The sequence below is a fragment of the Priestia sp. P5 genome (genome assembly GCF_029522155.1).
Taxonomy (GTDB): domain Bacteria; phylum Bacillota; class Bacilli; order Bacillales; family Bacillaceae_H; genus Priestia; species Priestia megaterium_E.
This window is the reverse complement of record NZ_JAKWFJ010000001.1, coordinates 2,307,340-2,329,744: the sequence shown is the minus strand read 5'-3', so window position 1 is coordinate 2,329,744 and position 22,405 is coordinate 2,307,340. Positions and strand designations below refer to the sequence as shown.

Sequence of the window (22,405 nt, the reverse complement as noted above, 5' to 3'; positions counted from 1 at the left end):
TATCAGCCTATGCAGGGAATCTAAGGCTTGCTAATGAAGATTATTTATAAAATAAAAGCGTTGTAAAACAACCGAAATTGGCACAGGAATTGCATATTAAATCATTGAGAAATTTCAATGATTAATATGGGGTGAACAGAATGTCTATTACAAAAACAGCTAGTGAATTAAAAAAAGAACAGCAGCAAGAACAGGAATCACTTAATTTATTTTTATCTACTCAAACCGTTATTCAAGAAGCGCTTCAAAAGCTAGGCTATGGTGAAGAAATGTATCATTTGCTGAAAGAACCGCTGCGCATGATGACGGTTCGTATTCCAGTTAAAATGGATAATGGAGCGGTAAAAGTATTTACCGGCTACCGCTCTCAGCATAATGATGCTGTCGGACCTACTAAAGGAGGCGTGCGTTTTCATCCTGAAGTGAATGAAGAAGAAGTAAAAGCATTATCTATTTGGATGAGTTTAAAATGCGGAATTGTCGACCTTCCGTACGGCGGCGGTAAAGGCGGAATTGTATGTGATCCAAGAAATATGTCGTTTGGTGAACTAGAGCGCCTAAGCCGCGGCTATGTAAGAGCCATCAGTCAAATAGTTGGACCTACTAAAGATATTCCTGCACCGGATGTCTATACAAACTCTCAAATTATGGCGTGGATGATGGATGAATATAGTCGACTGCGCGAGTTCGATTCTCCTGGTTTTATTACTGGAAAACCTATCGTACTCGGAGGATCTCAAGGACGTGAAACTGCAACGGCTAAAGGCGTAACCATTTGTATTGAAGAAGCCGTTAAAAAGAAAAACCTTAACTTGCAAGAAGCGCGGATTATTATTCAAGGCTTCGGAAACGCCGGCAGTTTTCTTGCCAAGTTCATGCATGATGCAGGTGCAAAAGTAATTGGCATTTCAGACGCATACGGCGCTCTTTATGATCCGCTTGGTCTTGATATTGATTACCTCCTTGATCGACGCGACAGTTTTGGTACCGTAACGAATTTATTTACCAATGTGATGACAAACGAAGAACTATTAGAAAAAGAATGTGATATTTTAGTACCCGCAGCCATTTCTAATCAAATTACGGTTCGTAACGCTCATCGCATTAAAGCCTCTATTGTAGTCGAAGCGGCGAACGGACCGACTACGCTTGAAGCCACGCGCATTTTAGATGAAAAAGGCGTGCTTTTAGTGCCAGATATTTTAGCAAGTGCTGGAGGCGTAACGGTTTCATACTTCGAATGGGTGCAAAATAATCAAGGCTACTACTGGTCTGAAGAGGAAGTAGCTTACAAATTACGCAAGGTAATGGTGGATTCATTTGAAACGATTTATCAAATCGCTCAAGAAAATGACGTAGACATGAGACTTGCTGCTTACATGGCAGGAATCAAAAAATCAGCTGAAGCTTCTCGTTTCCGCGGCTGGGTATAAGATAAAAAAACGATTTGGACTACATGTTCCAAATCGTTTTTTATTTGCCGGAACTGCCAAATAATTAAAAGAAAAACTGCTAAAAAAACAAACACGCTTAAAAAATTGGCATATTCATCGTTACCTAACCTAATTGATAATCAAAACATTTGACAGTGAGAATGATTTTCAATTATTCTATATTCAAGACAAATACATAACTATAATAAATTGAATGTGAAAAAGGAGACGAAAAGCATGAGCGTATTAGATATTATTAAAGCAAGAAGAACGATTGGAGCTATGCAAGACAAAGATGTATCAGAAGATGCTATCAATCTTATGTTAGAAGCAGGCACTTGGGCTCCTAACCATAAAAAGACAGAGCCTTGGAAATTCCGAGTGTTTACAGGAGATTCACGCGTTCGTTTAGGAGACGAAATGGAACGTATTATGAAGCAAAAAACTGCTCACTTAAGTGAAGAAGAAGCGTTGAAAAAAACAACAAAAGCTAAAAAAGGCCCGCTTCGTGCTCCTGTCATTATTGCTGTAGCAGTAAGTCCTTCAGGAAAAGTGCCTGAAATTGAAGAAATCTCTGCCGTAGCGGCAAGCATACAAAATATGCTATTAGTGGCGGAAGAACAAGATTTGGCTACAATTTGGAGAACCGGTGAAATTGTCTATCAGTCAGAACTGAATGACTTTTTATCTCTAGAAGACGGAGATAAGCTCTTAGGCTTAATTTACGTCGGACATCCTAATAAAGAAGCTTTATCAAAACGTATTCCATATCAAGATAAAACGATTTGGTATCGTTAAAAGGTTATTGCTATGTTTCTATAAACAAAAGGCAGCCGCTCATAAGTTGAGCGGCGGCCTTTTATATTGTTTTTGAAAAGTGGCATTAAGTTGCGCTTTTATTAGCTTATCTGCAGCAGTTATTTTTAGCATCTTATGGAGAACTTCTCTGGTTTCCGTAACTACTAGTCAAAACAAAACAGGAATTGTCTGTGTTCAGTCTTCTTTGCGAAGACCAAAATAATAGGTACACGCCAAACCGAAGATAATGGGCGGCAAAAGAAAGACAATCATTTAACGGTCACCTTCCTTTCGGATGAGTGAACGTCTACTTTCTGCATTGGGGTAGCAGTGTTGACAAAGAAGATGCCTTTTAACTTTGAATATTCCATCAATACTAATAGCAAGCTCATTGCAAGCAGCGGAACACACACCACTTTGGCAGGAATGTTGAAACAATAGTTAAGGACGGTGATGTTGGCAATAATGGGGAGAAAAATAATGTTCCCTAGTGTTGCGGTACGCGGAATCACCAATAACAATGCAGCTAATAATTCCCCAGTGGCAATAAAATAGTTGTAGAAATCAGAATACCCAAAGAAATACCACGCCAGTTTCATCGCAGAATCTTTTGTTGAATCGAACACGAAATCGCCTGTTATAAATTGTCCTGGGTAGATTTTGGCCATTCCATAAATAAGAAACGTAATGGCCATGGTCCACCTTAGGGTCGCAAGAATACTTAAACGAAATTTCTCTTTTGTTGATAAACGCATTGTTTCCCTCCATTTGTATGCTTAGTCCAAAAATCGTATTTTAGTTTCAGGGGTTGGCAACATGCATGACGTTTGTTTTCCAAACCACTTATACCGATTACGTGCAATGAAACGATAGAATGGGTTTCGAATGAATGCGGGAACCACTTGTAAACATGCCATTAGTTTAATGGGTCCGCGAAGGTGGCGGACAATATGTAGGATAGCCGTAGACTCTGTGTAAAGATTCCCGTTCATAAGAAGAATGACCGATTGAAGTGGTGGATCCTCGTAGTTATGCTTACGCAGCAAGATACCCGCAGTATCGGATTGAAGCGACGCAAAACGAAACAGAGCACGCCGATCCCGCTTAATGACAAATTGAACCCATTGGTTGCAGAGATTGCAGACGCCATCAAATAGAATAATAGGATGGTGTGATAGGTTTGGGGGCATGACTTTTCTCTCCTTCCTTTTTTATGAATATTTTCTAAAATAAGTATAATAGTTTACGTGTTGGACTACAAGACATAAGGGTAAACATGGGAATAATCTACGTGAATTTTAAAAAAAGAAGAGTCAAATACGACTCTTCTTTTTTGTGTTTATTATACATAATTAAAATTTTTTACCTATTCTCTTTAAAATGTAAAACTATTCCTGTTTTGAAACGTACTAGATATAGTAAAGATTTACAAAAGGAGATGCGATAAAAGAGTTAACTATCTTTGTTACTACAGAAAAAAACTTACTTCGAGGTGAAGACATGAAAAATCAACATATTTTAGAGGTGAAAAATTTAACTAAAGTTTATAAAGGAGAGGGCTATGAAGTTACTGCACTAAATGATATATCCTTTCAGTTAAGGGCAGGTGAAATGGTTGCTGTTATGGGAACAAGTGGTTCAGGAAAAAGTACACTGCTGAACATTTTAGGAGCACTCGATGAACCAACTAGTGGAACGATTAAATTAAAAGGAATGCTTTCAAAAGATATGTTCCAAGAACCTCAAGCTTCAGCGTACAGACGAAATAACATTGGATTTATCTTTCAATCATTCCACTTATTAAAAGATTTATCTGTAGAAGAAAATATAGCTCTACCACTAGTTTTAAAGGGACTTGCAGCGGATGCAATTGATTTAAAAGTAACTAACATTATGAAGCTTTTAGGTTTAACAGCTTGGAAAAAACACCGTCCTGTACAACTGTCAGGTGGACAACAGCAGCGCGTAGCTATAGGAAGAGCTATTATAACAGAACCACCTATTATTCTGGCAGACGAGCCTACAGGTAACCTTGATTTTAATACTTCCGAAGTCATACTAAACACACTAGTAACTACAAAAAACGAACTTAGCCAAACCATACTTCTTGTTACTCACGACCCTAATGTAGCTACTTATGCAGATCGCGTTTTATTCTTTCATGATGGCTCTATTGTCGATACATATATGTGTAGCGGAAATAGTGATTTGGATCATATACTAGAGAAGTTTAAGCTTATTACAAAAGTCGAGAGTCCAAAGATATGAAAACACTACGGGGTTTAGCTTTTCGTTTATTTAAGTCCAATAAATTTATAGTGTTTTCATCTATTGTAAGTATAGCTATTTCTACGATGCTTGTACTTAGTATGGTTTTATTCTCTTTTAATGCGCAGGACACATTAAAAAGTCAATTAAAACAAACTTACGGTGAGATGGATTTGTCTGTAGGGTTTGAGATGGATCAAGGCAAAATTTTGACATCAACTTTAGTGGAAGAAATTCACCAGGATAAAATGGTAGATAAGGTATCAAAAGTATCTATTGCTCATTTGAATCTAAATAAACTAAATACCTCTATCTATACAGTAGGTGTTGAAAACGATTATTTAGCTAAAAGTCGGTATCAATTTTCCAAACCGCTGAATAAGAATTCTGTTGCAATGAACAAAGGACTAGCTAAAGATTTACATGCAAAAGTAGGAGATAAAGTTCTTATAGAAAACAAAACATATACATTAGCAGAAACGGTAAAAGATTTATCCGCTACTGGGGTAGCTCCAGATATGCTAATACTTAATCAAAAAAACGTAAAAGACTATATTCAAGCAAAAGAAAAAAGCGGCGCAGAAGCAACTTATTTATTAATAAAGGCGCACAAGAATGAGAGCGCCTTAAAGTTGGCCGATCATATAAAATCTTATAACAAGAACTTACGTATTGATATAGCTGAACAAGATGCAGGCGTGCAAAATAATTTACAATCCTTACATACATTTATTATTGTTTTATCGGCATTGGTGTTAATTATCAAGTCTCTTATTCTTATTTCAAACTTTGAGCTTTTGCTTTACAAGATGAGGAATCAGTTCGCCATTATGCGTTCAATAGGAGCCAGTGCTAAACAGATTAGCAAGATTATCATACTTCAAAGCACCGTTATAAACACCCTAGGTACAGGTGTAGGATTTTTGCTAACCTTTTGCAGTCAAAGGTACTTATATAGCTGGTTAGGAAAAGTGTCGAAAATATCTTTCTTTCCAACTGACTTTAACGTAGGTACTGCCATTATCCTTACAGTTGTAATGTTTGTTATTATTCAACTCTTTTTACTCGTTCCAGCTTATCGAAGTACAAAAGTATTGCCGCTAAAAACAATGCAGAAGAACGAGAAAATTAACTATGGTTTTTCCAAGACAAGAATAGTAGTTTTTAAGGTACTATTAGCACTGTCCTTATTTTTAGTTATAGGAAGCCAGGTATTTCCTACAAGAGGCACATACGGACCTGGGATGTTGCTAATTACAGTTATTTTAGTTTTGCTTGCCTTTATACTAATCTTTCCTGTCATAGTGACTAAAGTATTAAAATGGTTTTTACCATATGGACAAAAAATATTTGGCAAAGAATTTTATATTGCGATAAAAAACCTAATTCCCCAAGTTAAAAAAAACACAATGATTATCTTAATAATATGCGGATTAATGATCATTACTGTATTTGGATCAATTACATTTAGAACCATACAAATTAATGGACTAACCTACTTAAAAAAAGAATATGTAATGCCCATTATTGTGGAAACTCGCCTTGATGATTCAAAAATAGATGTAGAAGAACTAACTAGAAAGGCTGAACAATTACCTAACGTAAAAAGCGTTAGTAACATGAGTAATCAGGGCTTAGGAGAGATTTTAAAGTCAAAAAAGGTTGCGGATATTCGTTATAATGTTGTTGACTTGAAAAGATTGCAGAAGCAAGGACTTCTAGAGCACTTCTCGTATGTAAAAGGAAGTAATAAAGAGAATAGTATAATAGTGTCTGAAAAATTTGCTGAAATTCATAATTTAAAAGTAGGTCAGGTACTCCATTTAGGTATGTATGTTGAAAATCAAGATGAATTAATGATAGAGGGAAATATAATACCTAAGGGAAATTATGTGGTAACAGCTATACCTAATCATCTTCTTGACAATAATGAAGCATTTTTAGATTGGAAAAACAACAAGTTTAAAGATGTGGATTTTTACCGCCTATACATAGATGCTACGGATGTAAAGGCCGCTGTAAAAGAAATTGAAGGTTTAAAAAGCCAGTATCCCGAATTAAAGGTAAGCAGCTATGATCAATCTGTTAAAGAAGCAAACGAAATGTTTTATCAGCGCTGGGGAATTTTTATAGTTGTTATTGCCACATTGGTTGTTTCTACCATGGTAGGAGTATTTAATTCATTGGCAAATAATATTTATTCAAAACGAAAAGAATTTGCTGTTTTACGCGCGATGGGCATGACGCCAAAATCTATTCGTAAAGTCATTCTTTCACAGGTGAATTTATATATTACGATTGGAGTAATATGTGGAATTGTAATGGGACTTCTAGTGACATTAATTCTGCTATTAATGGATCCAGGGAAGTTTGTTATAGATTATAAAACAATTCTTTCTGTAGTAGTATCAATGCTTGTAGTTAGCACTTTTTTATTCTCATACGTAAGTCGAAAAATATCTGGACAAGATCTTTCTATAGAGCTTACTAATGATAATAAGTGACCTCTCATGTAAATATAGTAGAATACTATAATATTAATAAACCCCAATCTCTTTGTAGAGGTTGGGGTTTATTAATTTCTATGTTATTTATTTAACAACAACGTTCCCTACATATTGTGCGTAGCCTCTATCAGTTTGAAGTTCTAGCACATAAACATAATTCCCTTTTTTCCTTGGGAACGTAAAAGTTCTATCTTGTTCGTTTATTCTAATATCTTGCTTCGCATTACTAGTGCTGATTATATAAGAACTAATGTCATTAACAAGAAAATCTTTGCTGTCAAACCTTAAATTTCCTGGTGTTTCAGGGGCAACAGCTAGCTGTTGCTGCTTTTTAGCTCTATTTATACCATTCCTTGTATTTGTTTCCTTTCTGTACTGTTTTCCTTCTTCGCCGCGCCAATCTACATTAGTTTCTTTCAGTTCAACATCCACAACATCATTGGCCGATAATGTAACCGTAGGGGGAGAGAAGTCATATTCCTCGCCTATACACCCTAGTAATCCAACGATAATAAACGTAAATAGAGATAATTTTATACACACTTTCATATATAATGTCCCCCTTAGTTGCGACTAGTAAAAAAAAAATTGCTGCTTAATTTCTTGGAACAGGGGAGAGGTAATAATAAATATCATATTCTTTATCAATATGAGGGACTACTTCAGTATCGGTACGGGTTTCAATTGTCATATTTGATTTTGTTGGGGTACCGGCATAAAAATCGTACTTTACACCTTTTGGAGTCGTTATTTCACTAGTGATATCTGTATTTCCCTTTGATTGTTTGATAATAGCTGGATTCCCATTAAAATACCAACGGATTTTTTGATCCTTTTGAGTTAATGTAGCTGTTCCTACACCTACATTTGATTTTTCTTTAATTGTATAGATAACAATCTTTTCGTTATCTACATATTTACTTTCACCGATAATATCTTGTATTCCTGTAGACTCTTTTTTTGCATTTTCAAAAGCTTCATCTTCACTCGAATAAAATTCTCCGTCTTTTTTGCCGTCTACGTTCATTTCTGAACAACCCGTTAGTATACTGGCTGACAGTAGAGGCGCGAGTAATGCAGAATATAACTTTTTCATACAAACCCCCATTTTATTAATTTCTTTAATTTTAATCTTAATATAAATAGTTAAAATAATCCATTTATGTGATATAGTTGTTCAGTATGTAAAAGTTAAACAACAAAGAAATGGAGCTTCACAATGAAGAATTCAAGGAAGATAGCAGCAGGAGCAGCTGTTCTAACTGTTGCTTTTAGTTTAATGGGATGTACCTCAAAAGAATCAATTACCAAAAATATAAAACAAGAAGAAGCCCAAAAAGAAATAAAAAAGCTGAGACCTAGTGTAAATAGGAGCTCAGCTTTTTTAGTATATACTAATATTTATATCTTCTTTCGTCTGACCAAAATGAAATGTCCTGCAATCGCTAAAGCAAGAGCTAATGCAATATTCTTTACAGCTAATGGGATAATCCTTGGATACAACTGCATATCTATAGAGAATGACATTACGTTATATAGCGGAATCTCTCCTGTAGTCCAGTACTTGACCGCTATATATGTTAATAAAATCAATAGCGGAATAACGATGTTTCGTGATAATACCATAAGGAAAAATCCTAAGTAACAGTACAACACAGTTTGAGGGACATAAATAATAGTTAAATTAAATAATGATATGTAAGGATACGGGTACCTTAATGTAATAACAAGTAGCAATACAAAAAATGCAGCAAGAAAAATAAGAAAGAAAGATGTCACTCTAATAAGGCCGTAAGACAAAATAGGTCTCGAGGAGTTAGGTGTTAACTCAGCTGTTTTATCTTTATCACCAGAGTGATCTAAAAATAAGTATACAGACCACCAAGCGGCTATAGGACATACAACAAATTCTATTATTCTTGATATATATTGAAGACTTTCTAGATCAGGGGAAAAGCACGTATAAAGTATTGCAATTAAAATAATTAAAAAAGGTACATAGAAGTCTATACCCATTGATTTAGCTTCGGACGAGATGTTTATTTTTTTAACGAAAGCCATTAGCATTTTCCTTTCTCTTAATTATAAGAGCGTAGTTACACAAATAACCAGGTTTAACTGATAGAGTTCTTACGCATCAAATTAAGATGTTACTAGTGTATAATTAAAACATATTTAGAAAAAAAGTAAAATAAAAATATGATAATTTGTTAATATAAAAATTGAAGAAGATTACGCGTTTAGTAAACCTCCTGTATCTCCAAAAACGTATCCTTCCTATAAAGTTTTTGGAGTTTGGGGGGATTAACAAAAAGGTGCTTAGATATTTAAATATCCAAGCACCTTTTTGTATGAATTATTTTTAACTAGAAAGATTAATTAGGTGGCAGATACCTGAAATTTACAAAAAAGTGTAATTATTATAAAATTCAGTTAGGTGTAGGTTAAAAAGAAGTAATTTCTATAGGGGGGATAGTATGAGTTTAAAAGAGAGAGCAACTAAAGAGTTTAAAGAAAAGATAGATAGCGACGAAGAAATTAGAGAATCTATTTTAACTTGCTATGAATGTGAAAGTGGGTTTTCGGGACTTGTAGGTGTACCAAATGGGAATTCTGTACCTATTCGAGGTGTTTTAGCTTATACAGAAAAAAGCCTACTTTTTTACGGAGAAGTTTTCTCTAAGCTACCTATTGTATTACATATCCCATTTAATAAAATTAGAGAAATAAAAACAGGAAAGCAAATCCTTACAATTTTCAAATCAACTCTTACGATGGTTGTTGTTCATAGTGAGCAAGAAGTTTTCTCTACACGGGGAAACAAGGAAGACTTTTCTAGGTTAAAGTCGTTTTTTGAAAATGTGAATGAAGAAGTATTTCTTGCTAAATAGGTAGTACCAAGATAAGCCTAGACTTAAAAATTAGGCTTATCTTGGTATGGCATCCGCTAATAATATACTTTTAAGAAAGAATTCGGTTGTGTATATAGAAAATACGTTAGACGTTATGCGAGGTGCTCGTTCAGAGGAAGGTGTTAATTGTGCGTAAAAGAGATAAAGGGTTTTGGATAGCTTACCTTGTGTTTGCAATTATTATGCTATTAATCTACAAATATGTACCAGCTGAAAACGGATTTCTCGTTATTGTTTTGTTTCCTCTAATTTATTGGTTCATCTACGAATTTATATTAAGGACTAAGAAAAGAAGAAGCAATGGTTAAGGAGGAGCGATTTACTTGTTTTGGAATTATCTTAACATGTCAATAGGACTTGTAATAGCTTTAGCAAACGTTTTTAATTCTGCGTTCCAAGGAATTATGCGCTGGGTTATAGTCGGATGTGGTTTGTTGATTTTCATATACAATTTAATAGTAACTTTCAATCAAAAACAAAATGAAGCGGCTAATCAAAATACTGCAGGAATTATATCTAGAAAAAGCCGTTAATTGTTTTAGGGAGTTTAAAGTACTTAAATTTACTTTTTTTATAAGTGACGTAACGAAGATTCTGGAGTGAAAATTTTATAAGAAAGAGGGAAGTAATGGACGTTCAAAAGGTAGCAAACTTATTTTTGATTTTTGTCTTAATGGCAGCAGGCATTTCATTGGTAATTGGCTTTGTTGTTGCTGTGAGAAGTACAAACTATAAGAAGGGATATATAAGTACTTTTATATCCAGTGTTGTCTTTTTAATAATTATTGTGAGCTGGTATGATAAAGCATCTTCAAACGTTTTATGGGGACAATACCTTGGATTTTAAATGTTATTGCCGTCATTATTGTGTTACCACTGTACTTGTTAGTTGCTCGCTTTATATTTAAAAAGGTGACAAAAGGACAAAAAGGAACAAATGAAAAAATTAGCGGTTAACTTACTTTTTTCATCGTTTTTCCTAATCTTCATGATTTTAAATAAATGAAGATACACAAAATAATTTTTTATCAATATCCTGTTAGAGAAGGTGATTGATATCATTTTCTGTAAAGGAGAGAACGTCTATGATTAAAGTTAACCAACAAATTGTGAAAATAAGCGATTTAAATAATAGTTCGTTAACAAAAGAAAAAGCAGACATTTTAAAACAAATGGATGCCTATAGGGAAGTGTATGAGTATGCTACATTTGACCAGCTTGATTTTGATGTATCTGTTAAATTACAAATTATTGAATCGTCTGTGTTGCTGCGCAAAAGCGGCGCTAGGTTTGCTACATTTGCACGTTCTAGGTGCAACGAAAAGTATTGGAAACGAACCGATAACGGAGGGTTTCAGCTACTGCCTACCGTTTCTCCTCATCAGGCCATCGATGATATTTTTTACAACGGACACGAATACGCATTTGAGTGCGCGACGGCTGTTATCATCATCTTTTACAAAGCTGTATTAAATAATATTGGAAAAGCAAACTTTAACAGACTTTTTGCTGATCTTTACTTACACGATTGGCAATACGATGAAGATCTTGAGCTCCATGGTTATAAAGGATCTGACTACTTGCCCGGAGACTGTGCGTATTTTAAAAACCCTGATTATAACCCTGATACTCCCCAGTGGAAAGGTGAAAACACCATTGTATTAGATGAAACTCTATATTTTGGTCATGGAATTGGAATTACGACGCGGGAAAGAATTATTGAAGTGTTAAATTTAAAGAGAAAAGACGACGCAAAGCAATCAGCTTACCTGTCAGATGAAATTGTTAGGCTTCACACCGCTCACCTCAGTTATTTTGCGGTTAGATACGAACCTGTTGTTTGGTACGACAGAAACAGCGCTATTATTTCCACTATTGGATCGATTACGTATGTAGCTTGAATGATCAAAGTTTTGGTACTTTGGTCTTTTTTTGTAAAAAGGAAAGAATTACATGAAGGTAAATTTGAGAATTCAAAAGGATTTTATGTATAAAAGAAGAATCCATTTAATACGCAGGTCTTAAAACTAAAAGGAAAGGAGGAGATTACTATTAAAAATCGTGATAAAAGACGCAAGAGAAAACGCGGCGCATTAAAAGATTATCTGAAAAATAAGCTTGGTCAGCTAAAACCGAAGCCAAACAAAGGACCTGTCTCAAATTTAAAGTCTTCTGCTTAAAACATCCCCCTAGTTTTTATATAGGGGGATTTTCTTTTGGATTTTCTTTTATTTTACGCTTTAAATGTTATGAGTGGCATTTAAGGGGTAATTTGTGCACAATAGACATTGAATAGTTTATCTAATACGACAACGTAAGGAGAGATTAGACGATGGAAAACATGATTTTAAAACATATGGACGTTGTAAGAGGAATTACGATCAATATCCTCGAAAAAACAACAGAAGAGGCAGCGGACATCACACCAAAAGGATTCAATAACAATATCCGCTGGAATCTTGGACACATTGCTTTTATTCAAGAAAAGCTTGTGTTTGGCTTAGCTGGTGAACCGATGCAAACGCCAGAGAGTTATGAAAGCTTTTTTGGTGCCGGAACAAAACCTGCTGATTGGAACGAGGCTGCTCCATCTCTTGAAGAAATTGCGAATGTGTTGAAAGACCAAGCACATCGTATTAAAGAGTTCATGCCGGGGCAGTTTGATAAGCAGTTAATCACACCTTTTACAAATAAAGCGGGTATCAACTTTACAACAGTTGGCGAAACGTTTTTATTCAGTTTCTATCACGAAGCGATGCATGTAGAAACGATTAAGCAAATTGGGAAAGCAGCAGCTGCACAATAAGGAAATAAAAAAGAATAAATCACATATTCTTTATAACTATTTTACATAGCGCCTATGCATATACTAATCTATACAGCGCATAAGATGTAACATGAGCTGCTTTTCCTAATGCAGTTCGCAAGGAGGTGACAACGTGAAATTTCTTTCAGGTTTAACGACTCTTCTTGTGATTTTAGGCGGTTTAAATTGGTTAGCTGTAGCATTAGGCGTGAATGTAGTAGAAGAGCTATTTGGCTCTTGGGATTGGTTAGTAACAACGATTTATTGGTTAGTTGGCCTGTCTGCTCTTTATCAAATTTTTGATAAGTTCTTCGGAACGGGAGCGAGTGTCAAAAGCAAAGCGCTATAATAAATATTATTTTTTATTATCTCTTTAGGGAGTTTGAATGTATATTCAAACTCCCTTTTTCATGGATAAAAGACGTGACATCCTTACAAAATACGGTAAAATAATGTAATAACCAAAAAATAGGAGGAATGAGATGGAGCTTTGGGGTATAGTACCTATCTTAGTGTTTGGAGTTCTTTATATAGGAATCATTGCTGGAATTATAGCTGTTATCGTTATAGTGTTAAAGCAAATGAAAGAGAGAAATCAATATTTACGTGAAATACGTGATGAGCTGAGAAATCAAAACAGGGCAACTATAGCAGAAAATAAAGAATAGAAGAGGGTTTAATAGATGAAGAAAAGTGTACTTCCTATATTTTTTATCGTAAATCTTTTTTTTATTTACTGTTTATTATTTAATCAAGGATACATCTTTCAGCTAAAGAATCTACCTTACATATGGGCTATTTATTTACTTCTTGGCACTTGTTTAGCTTTTTATTATATGCTGCGATACAAACAAAAAAAAGACGGACAGGTGTTGCTTTCAATCGGCATTTTAACTACAAGCATTAGTTCACTTGGCTGTTTGGGTTTCTTTTACTTCTTTTATCACGCGATGGGCGGATAAGAGAGAGCGCCACAAGCAGGGACTTCAGTGAAAGTCTCTGCTTTTTATATTTGGATCTATTGTATAATAGAAAAAAAGAAATGAATGCAGGAGGGGAACTATGCGAATTGTTTCGCTTTGTCCAAGCAATACAGAACTAATAGCGTATTTAAAATGTGAGCATTTGCTCGTAGCAATAGATGATTATTCCGATTGGCCGCAGTCTATTGGAGGTCTGCCGCGTTTAGGTCCCGATTTATCTATTAATATGGATGGGGTGGAAGAAGCTAAACCCGATTTAGTCCTAGCATCACTAAGCGTTCCTGGAATGGAGCGAAATATTGAAGAACTAAAAAAGCGAAAGCTTCCTTATGTCGTATATAATCCTAATTCGCTAGAAGATATCCGTCAAAATCTACAGGATTTAGGTCAGCGATTAAACATTGAAACAAAAGCAGCTGAACTGTTAAAGCGTTATGATCAGTTTCTTTCTACATATAAAGGGATTGCAAATCAAATTGACGAAAAAGCCACTGTATACTGGGAATGGTGGCCAAAACCTGTCTTTACTCCTGGCAAAGCAAATTGGCTGACTGAAATTAGTGAGTTAGCGGGAGGAGAAAATATATTTGCTGATCATAAAGAAGCAAATGTACAGAGTGATTGGGAAGAAGTGCTCAAACGAAATCCACTTCATGTGTGTTTGGCTTGGGTGGGCGTACAGACAAACAAAGTGAATCCAACGATTTTACACAAGAGACCGAACTGGTCTGACATGTCTGCCATAAAAGAACATCGTGTATATGTACTAGAAGAATGGCTGTATTGTCGGCCTTCACCTCGGTTGCTGTTAGGATTAAAAAAACTCGCGCCGCTTCTTCATCCAGATACGTTTCCTGCATTTGACGGCAAGGACCCCTTATTATAAGAAAAAGGAGCGATACATATGAAAGATATAAAACAAATAAAACATACCATTCAACACCGCTATCCTTTTTTACTTGTTGATCGCATCTTAGAGCAAGAAGAAGGAAAGCTTGCGATAGGAATTAAACAAGTAACAGCAAATGAACCTTTTTTCCAAGGTCACTTTCCGGACTATATGGTGATGCCAGGGGTACTTATTGTCGAGGCTCTTGCTCAGCTTGGTGGATTTGCTATGGCTGCGGATGATCAACAAAAAGGAAGACTTGCTTTTTTGGCAGGGATAGATGAATGCCGTTTTAAGCGTCAAGTAAGGCCAGGAGATACACTTCGCTTAGAATTTGAGATTCTCAAGCAGCGCGGAAAGATTGTAAGAGGAAAAGGCAAAGCATTTGTAGACAGCGAGTTAGCATGTGAAGCGGTCATTACCTTTGCTCTTGATGTATAGTACAAACGCCTTTGTAAAAAAAACAGCTGATGTTAGCAAGATGAAAACGACCAATGTAAAAAAGCAAATAATTCAGGATAAAGCGTAGCGAGAAAACCTCCGTATGTCGTAAGAGCGGTTTTTTATGAATACCTTTTTACCTTTTGATAAAAGAAGAAACGGGGTATAGAAGAAAAAAGGGAGAGGGGAGAATGCGGTGAGAACATTAACGGAAGTTGTTGTATTACTCACACTATTGGGTACGTATATAGGCATCTCACTACTTGTCTACAAACGGAAAAGAACGAATCCGTTTTTCTACAGCATTTACTTTTATTTAGCTACCAGCGTCATTTTGATTTGCTTGGTTATCTTTTGGCTTCAGCTTCGTTTTGGACTCACTGATAAGCAAGTAGGAGGATTGCTCATCAGTGTGGTGGCATTCTTTTTACTTATTTATGGGTTGTTAAAAACAAGACAAAAAGACAGGTAGCCGGTGCTATCTGTTTTTATTTATATTCATGTTATATATTTTTATCAATTGTAGTGTCAATTCGATACATCTCTTCATATAATAAAGATAACAGCTTTCTTTTGCAGGTTAGTTGACATCGCAGCTTATAACTCGCTATTCTTTTGATAATTCATTTTGTGAAAGGAAGTGGACGTATGGATGCATCCCGCATTATAGCTAAGTTAAAAAACCGGATGCCGACAATCCTTGGGATGGAGCAGTTCTCCCGCTTCGGCATTCTTGTTCCGCTTATTGAAAAACAAGGGGAACTACATGTTTTATTTGAGGTAAGAGCGCTCGATTTACGAAGACAGCCCGGAGAAATTTGTTTTCCAGGAGGGCGTGTCGAGAAGACGGATGCAGACGAAAAAGAAACGGCTATCCGTGAAACATCCGAGGAGTTAGGTATTACGCCCCAATCTATTCAGCACGTACAAGCTTTAGATTATATTGTTTCTCAATTCGGAACAATCATTTATCCTTATGTAGGTTTTATTGATGAGTCGCTTGAACTTCGACCGAATCCTTCGGAAGTAGCAGAAGTATTTACCGTGCCTCTTTCTTTTTTTCAGCGTACCGAACCTGATATACACAATATCCATTTCAGAGTAGAACCCGAACATAATTTTCCTTATGACGCGATTATTGGTGGTGAAAATTATAATTGGCAAACAAGAGAGATGGAAGAACATTTTTATTACTATGAAGATCGAGTCATATGGGGACTGACAGCAAAAGTGATTTATCATTTAGTACATGTATTAAATGATAAATAAAAAGCAGCGAATACGTATTCGCTGCTTTTTTTATATTAAATAGATTGAATAGCTTCTGTGATAGGCGTATCGCCTGAAACTAAATCAAAAGAACGTCCGAATGTATGATCTTCACTTAATGTTTCTACTACAACACGCGCTACATCTTCACGAGGAATTGATCCGCGCTCTTTGTTCTCTCCAGCATCTACACGTCCTGTTCCTGGTTCATTTAACAATCCGCCTGGTCGAACAATTGTATATGTTAATCCGCTTGCTTCTAAGATTTTATCTGCATAATGTTTGGCTACATAGTAAGGAATTAGTGAAGTATTCCAGTTTTCACGGTGATGTGCTTGAAGTGCGCTTACCATCACAAATCGTTTAATACCTAAATCTTCTGCGGCTTCCATCGCTTTTACCGCACCATCTAAATCAATTAAAAGTGTCTTATCATGGCCTGTATTCCCGCCTGATCCTGCGCTAAAGATAACGGCGTCACAGCCTTTCATCACTTCCTTAATTTCATGTACAGTGCCTTCTAAGCTTGCAAAAGCCGTTTCGATACCTCTTGCCTCAAGTTCTTTTGCTTGTTCTTCTTTACGAACCATCGCACGTACAGTGTGCACATCACTTTCATTCAAAATGTTTACAATATGTTTGCCTACTTGACCATTCGCACCAATTACGAGAACTTTCATGTCTAAATTTGCTCCTTTCAAATCCAAATGCTTATATATTATTGTTTCATATTCACCGTTTCCATTCAATAAATGAGCTCAAAATCCGGTGAATAAGGGGAAAGTAAGAAAATATATTAAAAAAATGAAAAACAAGAAATAAAAACTAATTTACAAACAAAAAAAGGAAAAAAATAGTTCATTAAACCCAGTGTCTGAACTATTTAAATTTTGTAAAATTTTCTCAAACCCTTGGTAATACAACACTTCTTAAAAACAGTATCTCTTTTAACATTTCCCGATACAACCTATATAAACACATTTTGATAATTTTAAACTTTTACTTCGGAAAAATTTTTTGTTATTATGTTTTAGTCATTAAAATATTCATGAACGAAATATTTAGTCCGAGCGGACAAAGGAGAGGATAAAATGAACACATTACAATACTTAGTCGCAGAACGTGCAGAGATTTCTCCTCAACATGAAGCACTAGTTGAACATAATGAACGTTATACATTTAATGAATTTCATGAAAAAGTAAATCAATTGTCTCATTACTTCTTAGAGAAAGGAATTCAAAAAGGAGATCGTATTGGTATTTTAGCTCATACAAGCATTGCTTACCCAGTCGTTACAATGGGGATTTTACAAGTGGGAGCAGTCGTTGTTCCATTAAGTAAAAGCATGACACCTTATGAGCTTGATAGCATTATTACGAGCGGACAGTTAAAAGCGATTATCCACCACAATGAATTTACGTCTGTATTAGAAAAAGCGGAACAAACGGATGAACTTAGCTTTACGTTAAAAATTGAGGATGCAAAAGAATTTACAACTCAATTCTCAGCGTATAACACAAACACACCAGAAGTACTTCCTGAAGTACTTCCTGAAGATCTAGCATTGATGATGTTCACATCAGGTACAACAGGTAAGTCAAAAGGATGTATGATTGCACACGGATCAGTAAGTGCCTTTTTAAATTCTGGCGGACAGGAAGAACGTGCAAATATTGATAAAAGCATGCGTTATTTGTTTGTTCATCCATTCTTTCACATGAGTTCGATGAGCATTTTATTTATGTGCATTAACACAGGAAACACAATGGTATGTTCTGAAGAAACAGATCCAGCTAAAGTAATTGAGGTAATTGAAAAAGAAAACATTAAAATGCTGTTTGCACTACCACCGGCATTAAAGTACATTGTAGAAGAGCTTGAAAAAGGAGATCACTATGATTTTCCTCTAAAACTTGCTGTGTCAGGCGGAACAAAAGTATCAGAGTCTTTAATTGAACAATATGATCGTAACGGAATGATTTTAGCTCAAGGGTATGGAAGCACAGAAGCTTGGATTATCAGTTCATGGCATCCTCAAATGGGATGGAAGAAAGTAAGCTCTGCTGGAAAACCTGCTCCACATGTGGAAGTTAAAATTGTAGACCCCGAAACACGTCAAGAAGTTTCAACTGGAGAAAAAGGTGAAGTACTTGTACGAAGCCCTTATCTGTTTAAAGGCTACTGGCAAAACGAAGAAGCAACAAACGCTGTCTTACAAGATGGCTGGTTAGCGATGGGCGATGCAGGTCGATTAGATGAAGACGGATTTCTTTACATTGAAGGACGCTATAAAGATGTAATTGTATATGGAGGAGACAACATCTACCCAGATCAAGTAGAAGAAGTTGTCCTAGCAGCAGATGGTGTGTTAGAAGCGACAGTTGTCGGCATGCCTGATGATGTGTACGGCGAAGTTCCATATGCATTTGTTGTTAAACAACAAGCATCTGCTTTAACTGAAGAAGATGTAGTGAACTTCTGTAAAGAACGATTAGCACCATATAAAGTGCCAACTGTTGTATTTGTTTCATCACTTCCTAAAAACAGCGTAGGAAAAGTGTTGAAAAACGAAGTGAAAAAACAAGCCTTAGCACACGCATAATAAAAAAAGCGGCCTTTATAGCCGCTTTTTTTATATTTATTGCTGTAATTTTTGAGATATTTTTTTCATAATGTGAAAGTATTGATCTCTTTCTTCTTCTGATAAGTGTGAAAGTAAATCTGACCAAAAATCGACACGAGTAGCTTGCAATATTTCGACAACTTTTTCGCCTTTTTCCGTCAACTCTACCCACACGCTTCGGCGGTTTTGCTTTTTATATATACGATTCACAAGCTCATCATCTTCTAATTGATTTAATACAATGGTGATAGCACCAGGTGAGAGCCCAAGTACTTTTGTGATATCGCTAACAATACAGCTTTTTTTATCGTGAATGGTCTTTAAGATTGCCTCTTTTGTTGAAGTTAAATGGTAGGGAAGCAAATCATATTTCTCACCGATTACGGTGTTTTTATATTTTAAAAGAGCTTCTTTTACATGATCTATACTTTCTAGCTGATGACTAATCTCTTCTTTGCTATAACGTTCAGTCAAGCGTAAATCCTCCTCATAAAACAAATTCCATTTTTACCATTATACCATGTATAATGCCCATAGAAAAATGAACAACACCGCGAAAATTGTCAGAAAAATTTTAAAATAATTACCATAATTCGTTAAAAAATCCTTGTTTTCGTGCTATTATATATAAGAATAGTAATAACAGGAAACGCATACAACATTTGTTTTCTATTGAGTTCATAAGAAAAAATGGGGTCTATGAACATCATTCCGCTTTACCTCATGTGTTGAACAAAGAAAAAAATATAAAAAATGGTGATTATTCACTTTGACATATCGTCGTTGGGACGATGTTTGTATAAAATGAATGTATACATATTTTTATAGAAAAAACATATTGAGGTAAAGCCGAGATATGGGGGGATTCAATTACATGAAGAAAGTCTTAGGGGCGCTTTTACTTGGCGCGACAATTGTTAGTGCGTTTATTGCGTACAGCGTGTATACAAATCATTCTGCAAAGCAAACAGCTGCAGTAGAACAAAAACAAGCGGCTAAAAAAGCAGAAAAAAAGGCTGAGAAAAAGAAAAAGCCAGTCCTTAAAGTTGAAGACCTGACGTATCAGTTAAAAGATTCCCGCACAGGACAAGTAATGAAAGAATTCAAACCAGTCCATTACAAGGATAAAGACGTGTATGATCAAGAAATTAAACAGTTAGCGTCTGAGATGGCAAAAGGAATTGATACGCCTATGCAAAACATAAAGATGGACGCAAATGGAGCGTTAACTGGCGGATCCAAACAAATCATTTTAAAAGAAGCAGAGCTTGTTGAAAATCTGCAGAACTTAAATACGAAACAATTGGATGTCAAGGTTCCGATTTATGAAACCGCTCCAAACGTCACAGCAGCATCTGCTAAAGGGATCGCTGATGTATCGCTAGCTTCGTATTCTACCCGTTTTCGTCCAAGTGATACAAGTCGAAACAGAAATGTTCAGCTATCAGCAGAAGCAATTAATAACGTTGTATTAGGTCCAGGAGATTCATTTTCTTATAATCAAACAGTTGGGGAGCGCACAGCAGAAAGAGGCTATCAGCCTGCTCCTGAAATTATCAACAAACAGCTGGTGATGGGAATTGGCGGAGGGATCTGCCAAACATCTTCTACGCTATTTAATGCGATTGACGGCGCTGGTCTTCAAGTGACAGCTAGGTCTCACCATTCAAAACATGTAGGTTATGTACCTGCAGGAAGAGATGCAACCGTATCGTGGGGAGGACCTGATTTTAAGTTCACAAACAACAAAGATTACCCTGTCATCATTAAAGCATATGCAAACGTAAATACCGGTGTTTTAACGGTAGATGTTCGTACTTCACAGCGTGCTATCTAATAAAAAAAGACGTATCCTAAACAGATACGTCTTTTTTTCATTTATTATGCTTTTTGTTGCTCGCGTTCACGAAGTTCCACACGTCGAATTTTACCTGAATTAGTTTTTGGCAATTCATCAATAAATTCAATTACGCGAGGATACTTGTAAGGGGCAGTTAGAGCCTTTACGTGATTTTGCAGCTCTTTAATAAACCCTGCATCTGTTGTTTTTGCATGATCGACAAGAACAACATACGCTTTTACAACATGGCCGCGATCAGCATCTGGGCTAGCTACAACGGCACATTCTTTCACCGCTGGATGCTTAATTAACGCATCTTCAACTTCAAATGGCCCAATTGTATAGCCAGAACTGATAATAATATCATCTCCGCGTCCTTGGAACCAGTAATAGTTCTCTTCATCTTTAGAAGCGCGGTCACCTGTTAAATAGTAGTTTCCTTTATACGTTTTCTCAGTGCGCTCCATATCTTTATAATAATGTTTGAAAAGGGAAGGGAGGTCTCTACGAACGGCAATGTCTCCAACTTCTCCAGGCTCACAAGGTTCCCCGTCTTCATCAATGATTTCTACAAACCCTTCAAGCATCGGTTTACCCATTGAACCAATCTTCGTTTTTACACCTTTTAAGGTACCGATTAAAAGAGTATTCTCCGTTTGGCCGTATCCATCACGAACTTGAATATTAAAGTATTTTTTAAACACATTAATCACTTCTTCGTTTAGCGGCTCTCCCGCAGAGACAGCGCTATGAAGGTGAGACAAGTCAAAACGTTCATGCTCATCAATTTTAGCCATAAAGCGATACTCTGTTGGCGTGCAGCACAGTACGTTTACTTTTTCATCCTGTAAAATTTCTAAAAACTTTTTAGGTTCAAAACGTCCGTTATAGATAATGCCCGTTGCACCTTGTCCAAGTACAGATAAAAACGGAGTCCAAATCCATTTTTGCCAACCAGGACCTGCTGTTGCCCAGACCGTATCGCCTTTTTTAATATCTAACCATTCAGCAGCAGCGATACGAAGGTGAGCATAAGCCCATCCATGAGTATGAACAACGCCTTTTGGCTGTCCTGTTGTACCAGATGTATAAGGAAGGAATGCCGTATCATCTTTAGTTGTTTTAGCTGCTTGGAACTGTTCTGATGCATCCGCCGTAAGTGACTCTAAGCGCGTCCATGACGTAACATCAGCACCAAACGTAATTTTATGTTGTAGAGAAGTAGGGAAGTTTTCAATCTTATCGATCTCATTGCAGAAAGGATGGTAAGAAATAATCGCTTTTGCTTCAGCGTGATGTAAACGATATAGGATATCTTTTGCGCGTAATAGTTCTGAAGAAGGAATTACAATAATACCTGCTTTTAAGCATGCTAAGTAAATAGCATACGATTCAATAAGGCGAGGTGCAATAACCAAAACATGATCGCCTTTTGTTAATCCTAGCTCCGTTAACCCGTTTGCCACCTTATTTGCTTTTGCTAACAGCTCGTTATATGTAATTTCCTCACGCACACCGTCAGCGTCCTGCCACTTTAGCGCAAGCTGATCGGATGCATGTTTTTCAATTTCCTCTGTTAAGTTGTAATGTTCACCTGGAACTAAATCTTTTAGTTGAATCATAAAAACGACTCCT

The 22,405-nt window shown here is 36.1% G+C and carries 26 protein-coding genes; 19 read left to right on the top strand and 7 right to left on the bottom strand.

Going from position 1 to position 22,405, the window contains the following annotated elements:
* Positions 1-140 precede the first annotated feature (140 nt).
* Entirely contained in the window at positions 141-1,433 is a 1,293-nt protein-coding gene (locus MMB69_RS12570) for a Glu/Leu/Phe/Val family dehydrogenase (RefSeq protein ID WP_221783299.1), read from the top strand.
* A gap of 237 nt (positions 1,434-1,670) precedes the next feature.
* Positions 1,671-2,231, top strand: a complete 561-nt coding sequence (locus MMB69_RS12565) for a nitroreductase family protein (RefSeq protein WP_264409195.1) — start codon at positions 1,671-1,673, stop codon at positions 2,229-2,231.
* A gap of 269 nt (positions 2,232-2,500) precedes the next feature.
* Here MMB69_RS12565 and MMB69_RS12560 read toward each other — a convergent pair whose 3' ends face one another.
* Positions 2,501-2,986 carry a hypothetical protein gene (locus MMB69_RS12560; RefSeq protein ID WP_014460004.1) on the bottom strand — a complete coding sequence of 162 codons (486 nt, stop codon included), beginning with the start codon at positions 2,984-2,986 and terminating at the stop codon, positions 2,501-2,503.
* Positions 2,987-3,007: 21 nt separating this feature from the next.
* A complete protein-coding gene (locus MMB69_RS12555) occupies positions 3,008-3,421 on the bottom strand; it encodes a thiol-disulfide oxidoreductase DCC family protein (RefSeq protein WP_221783303.1) in 414 nt (137 codons plus the stop codon).
* 310 nt (positions 3,422-3,731) lie between these two features.
* Here MMB69_RS12555 and MMB69_RS12550 point away from each other — a divergent pair, with 310 nt between their 5' ends.
* Together MMB69_RS12550 and MMB69_RS12545 are read left to right on the top strand one after the other, a co-directional pair.
* Positions 3,732-4,499, top strand: coding sequence for an ABC transporter ATP-binding protein (locus MMB69_RS12550; RefSeq protein WP_221783305.1), 768 nt, complete (start codon positions 3,732-3,734; stop codon positions 4,497-4,499).
* A complete protein-coding gene (locus MMB69_RS12545; RefSeq protein ID WP_277447821.1) occupies positions 4,496-7,003 on the top strand; it encodes an ABC transporter permease in 2,508 nt (835 codons plus the stop codon). The genes MMB69_RS12550 and MMB69_RS12545 overlap by 4 nt, the downstream gene beginning before the upstream one ends.
* A gap of 87 nt (positions 7,004-7,090) precedes the next feature.
* Here the strand turns inward: MMB69_RS12545 and MMB69_RS12540 are convergent, their stop codons facing one another.
* Positions 7,091-7,555, bottom strand: coding sequence for a hypothetical protein (locus MMB69_RS12540; protein WP_277447820.1), 465 nt, complete (start codon positions 7,553-7,555; stop codon positions 7,091-7,093).
* A gap of 46 nt (positions 7,556-7,601) precedes the next feature.
* Positions 7,602-8,102: a hypothetical protein gene (locus tag MMB69_RS12535; RefSeq protein ID WP_221783310.1), complete on the bottom strand. Its 501-nt coding sequence runs from the start codon at positions 8,100-8,102 to the stop codon at positions 7,602-7,604.
* Between the two features lie 123 nt (positions 8,103-8,225).
* Between MMB69_RS12535 and MMB69_RS12530 the strand changes: the two genes are divergently transcribed.
* The 13 genes from MMB69_RS12530 (at position 8,226) to MMB69_RS12470 (ending at position 16,306) form a co-directional block, all read left to right on the top strand.
* Positions 8,226-8,651 carry a hypothetical protein gene (locus tag MMB69_RS12530; RefSeq protein ID WP_277447819.1) on the top strand — a complete coding sequence of 142 codons (426 nt, stop codon included), beginning with the start codon at positions 8,226-8,228 and terminating at the stop codon, positions 8,649-8,651.
* A gap of 832 nt (positions 8,652-9,483) precedes the next feature.
* Positions 9,484-9,897: a hypothetical protein gene (locus tag MMB69_RS12525; RefSeq protein ID WP_221783312.1), complete on the top strand. Its 414-nt coding sequence runs from the start codon at positions 9,484-9,486 to the stop codon at positions 9,895-9,897.
* Positions 9,898-10,241: 344 nt separating this feature from the next.
* Positions 10,242-10,451, top strand: a complete 210-nt coding sequence (locus MMB69_RS12520; RefSeq protein WP_221783314.1) for a hypothetical protein — start codon at positions 10,242-10,244, stop codon at positions 10,449-10,451.
* Between the two features lie 95 nt (positions 10,452-10,546).
* On the top strand, positions 10,547-10,765 hold the full coding sequence (locus MMB69_RS12515) for a hypothetical protein (protein ID WP_277447818.1): 219 nt from the start codon (positions 10,547-10,549) through the stop codon (positions 10,763-10,765).
* 238 nt (positions 10,766-11,003) lie between these two features.
* Positions 11,004-11,819 (top strand): protein-glutamine gamma-glutamyltransferase, encoded by an 816-nt coding sequence (locus MMB69_RS12510; protein ID WP_013057144.1) that lies wholly within the window; start codon positions 11,004-11,006, stop codon positions 11,817-11,819.
* Between the two features lie 431 nt (positions 11,820-12,250).
* Positions 12,251-12,724, top strand: coding sequence for a DinB family protein (locus MMB69_RS12505; protein ID WP_277447817.1), 474 nt, complete (start codon positions 12,251-12,253; stop codon positions 12,722-12,724).
* Between the two features lie 133 nt (positions 12,725-12,857).
* Positions 12,858-13,073, top strand: a complete 216-nt coding sequence (locus tag MMB69_RS12500; protein WP_013057146.1) for a DUF378 domain-containing protein — start codon at positions 12,858-12,860, stop codon at positions 13,071-13,073.
* 133 nt (positions 13,074-13,206) lie between these two features.
* Positions 13,207-13,392 (top strand): hypothetical protein, encoded by a 186-nt coding sequence (locus MMB69_RS12495; RefSeq protein ID WP_277447816.1) that lies wholly within the window; start codon positions 13,207-13,209, stop codon positions 13,390-13,392.
* Positions 13,393-13,407: 15 nt separating this feature from the next.
* Positions 13,408-13,686 (top strand): hypothetical protein, encoded by a 279-nt coding sequence (locus tag MMB69_RS12490; RefSeq protein ID WP_013083263.1) that lies wholly within the window; start codon positions 13,408-13,410, stop codon positions 13,684-13,686.
* 100 nt (positions 13,687-13,786) lie between these two features.
* Entirely contained in the window at positions 13,787-14,593 is an 807-nt protein-coding gene (locus tag MMB69_RS12485) for a cobalamin-binding protein (RefSeq protein WP_277447815.1), read from the top strand.
* A gap of 18 nt (positions 14,594-14,611) precedes the next feature.
* On the top strand, positions 14,612-15,037 hold the full coding sequence (fabZ, locus tag MMB69_RS12480) for a 3-hydroxyacyl-ACP dehydratase FabZ (RefSeq protein WP_277447814.1): 426 nt from the start codon (positions 14,612-14,614) through the stop codon (positions 15,035-15,037).
* 196 nt (positions 15,038-15,233) lie between these two features.
* The gene (locus MMB69_RS12475) at positions 15,234-15,509 is read left to right on the top strand and encodes a hypothetical protein (RefSeq protein ID WP_014459988.1); all 276 of its coding nucleotides are present in this window, start codon (positions 15,234-15,236) and stop codon (positions 15,507-15,509) included.
* Between the two features lie 176 nt (positions 15,510-15,685).
* Positions 15,686-16,306, top strand: a complete 621-nt coding sequence (locus tag MMB69_RS12470; protein ID WP_277447813.1) for an NUDIX hydrolase — start codon at positions 15,686-15,688, stop codon at positions 16,304-16,306.
* Between the two features lie 35 nt (positions 16,307-16,341).
* Here the strand turns inward: MMB69_RS12470 and MMB69_RS12465 are convergent, their stop codons facing one another.
* Complete coding sequence (locus tag MMB69_RS12465; RefSeq protein WP_014459986.1) at positions 16,342-16,986, bottom strand: SDR family oxidoreductase; 645 nt, start codon at positions 16,984-16,986, stop codon at positions 16,342-16,344.
* Positions 16,987-17,397: 411 nt separating this feature from the next.
* Here MMB69_RS12465 and MMB69_RS12460 point away from each other — a divergent pair, with 411 nt between their 5' ends.
* Positions 17,398-18,909: a class I adenylate-forming enzyme family protein gene (locus MMB69_RS12460; protein ID WP_221783330.1), complete on the top strand. Its 1,512-nt coding sequence runs from the start codon at positions 17,398-17,400 to the stop codon at positions 18,907-18,909.
* Between the two features lie 36 nt (positions 18,910-18,945).
* Here the strand turns inward: MMB69_RS12460 and MMB69_RS12455 are convergent, their stop codons facing one another.
* The gene (locus MMB69_RS12455; RefSeq protein ID WP_013057155.1) at positions 18,946-19,404 is read right to left on the bottom strand and encodes a MarR family winged helix-turn-helix transcriptional regulator; all 459 of its coding nucleotides are present in this window, start codon (positions 19,402-19,404) and stop codon (positions 18,946-18,948) included.
* A 400-nt stretch (positions 19,405-19,804) separates the two neighbouring features.
* Between MMB69_RS12455 and MMB69_RS12450 the strand changes: the two genes are divergently transcribed.
* Positions 19,805-20,767, top strand: coding sequence for a VanW family protein (locus tag MMB69_RS12450; RefSeq protein ID WP_221783332.1), 963 nt, complete (start codon positions 19,805-19,807; stop codon positions 20,765-20,767).
* A gap of 44 nt (positions 20,768-20,811) precedes the next feature.
* Here the strand turns inward: MMB69_RS12450 and mbcS are convergent, their stop codons facing one another.
* Positions 20,812-22,392: an acyl-CoA synthetase MbcS gene (gene mbcS / locus MMB69_RS12445; protein ID WP_277447812.1), complete on the bottom strand. Its 1,581-nt coding sequence runs from the start codon at positions 22,390-22,392 to the stop codon at positions 20,812-20,814.
* Positions 22,393-22,405 lie beyond the last annotated feature (13 nt).

Bases quoted from the DNA above. Each gene is read 5' to 3' on its own strand.
- MMB69_RS12545 (WP_277447821.1), top strand. From the start codon at position 4,496: ATGAAAACACTACGGGGTTTAGCTTTTCGTTTATTTAAGTCCAATAAA.
- MMB69_RS12510 (WP_013057144.1), top strand. From the start codon at position 11,004: ATGATTAAAGTTAACCAACAAATTGTGAAAATAAGCGATTTAAATAAT.
- MMB69_RS12450 (WP_221783332.1), top strand. From the start codon at position 19,805: ATGAAGAAAGTCTTAGGGGCGCTTTTACTTGGCGCGACAATTGTTAGT.
- MMB69_RS12540 (WP_277447820.1), bottom strand. From the start codon at position 7,555: ATGAAAGTGTGTATAAAATTATCTCTATTTACGTTTATTATCGTTGGA.
- MMB69_RS12465 (WP_014459986.1), bottom strand. From the start codon at position 16,986: ATGAAAGTTCTCGTAATTGGTGCGAATGGTCAAGTAGGCAAACATATT.
- MMB69_RS12555 (WP_221783303.1), bottom strand. From the start codon at position 3,421: ATGCCCCCAAACCTATCACACCATCCTATTATTCTATTTGATGGCGTC.
- MMB69_RS12535 (WP_221783310.1), bottom strand. From the start codon at position 8,102: ATGAAAAAGTTATATTCTGCATTACTCGCGCCTCTACTGTCAGCCAGT.
- MMB69_RS12505 (WP_277447817.1), top strand. From the start codon at position 12,251: ATGGAAAACATGATTTTAAAACATATGGACGTTGTAAGAGGAATTACG.
- MMB69_RS12565 (WP_264409195.1), top strand. From the start codon at position 1,671: ATGAGCGTATTAGATATTATTAAAGCAAGAAGAACGATTGGAGCTATG.
- MMB69_RS12470 (WP_277447813.1), top strand. From the start codon at position 15,686: ATGGATGCATCCCGCATTATAGCTAAGTTAAAAAACCGGATGCCGACA.
- MMB69_RS12570 (WP_221783299.1), top strand. From the start codon at position 141: ATGTCTATTACAAAAACAGCTAGTGAATTAAAAAAAGAACAGCAGCAA.
- MMB69_RS12515 (WP_277447818.1), top strand. From the start codon at position 10,547: ATGGACGTTCAAAAGGTAGCAAACTTATTTTTGATTTTTGTCTTAATG.
- MMB69_RS12490 (WP_013083263.1), top strand. From the start codon at position 13,408: ATGAAGAAAAGTGTACTTCCTATATTTTTTATCGTAAATCTTTTTTTT.
- mbcS (WP_277447812.1), bottom strand. From the start codon at position 22,392: ATGATTCAACTAAAAGATTTAGTTCCAGGTGAACATTACAACTTAACA.
- MMB69_RS12530 (WP_277447819.1), top strand. From the start codon at position 8,226: ATGAAGAATTCAAGGAAGATAGCAGCAGGAGCAGCTGTTCTAACTGTT.
- MMB69_RS12550 (WP_221783305.1), top strand. From the start codon at position 3,732: ATGAAAAATCAACATATTTTAGAGGTGAAAAATTTAACTAAAGTTTAT.
- MMB69_RS12560 (WP_014460004.1), bottom strand. From the start codon at position 2,986: ATGCGTTTATCAACAAAAGAGAAATTTCGTTTAAGTATTCTTGCGACC.
- MMB69_RS12495 (WP_277447816.1), top strand. From the start codon at position 13,207: ATGGAGCTTTGGGGTATAGTACCTATCTTAGTGTTTGGAGTTCTTTAT.
- MMB69_RS12485 (WP_277447815.1), top strand. From the start codon at position 13,787: ATGCGAATTGTTTCGCTTTGTCCAAGCAATACAGAACTAATAGCGTAT.
- MMB69_RS12460 (WP_221783330.1), top strand. From the start codon at position 17,398: ATGAACACATTACAATACTTAGTCGCAGAACGTGCAGAGATTTCTCCT.
- MMB69_RS12525 (WP_221783312.1), top strand. From the start codon at position 9,484: ATGAGTTTAAAAGAGAGAGCAACTAAAGAGTTTAAAGAAAAGATAGAT.
- fabZ (WP_277447814.1), top strand. From the start codon at position 14,612: ATGAAAGATATAAAACAAATAAAACATACCATTCAACACCGCTATCCT.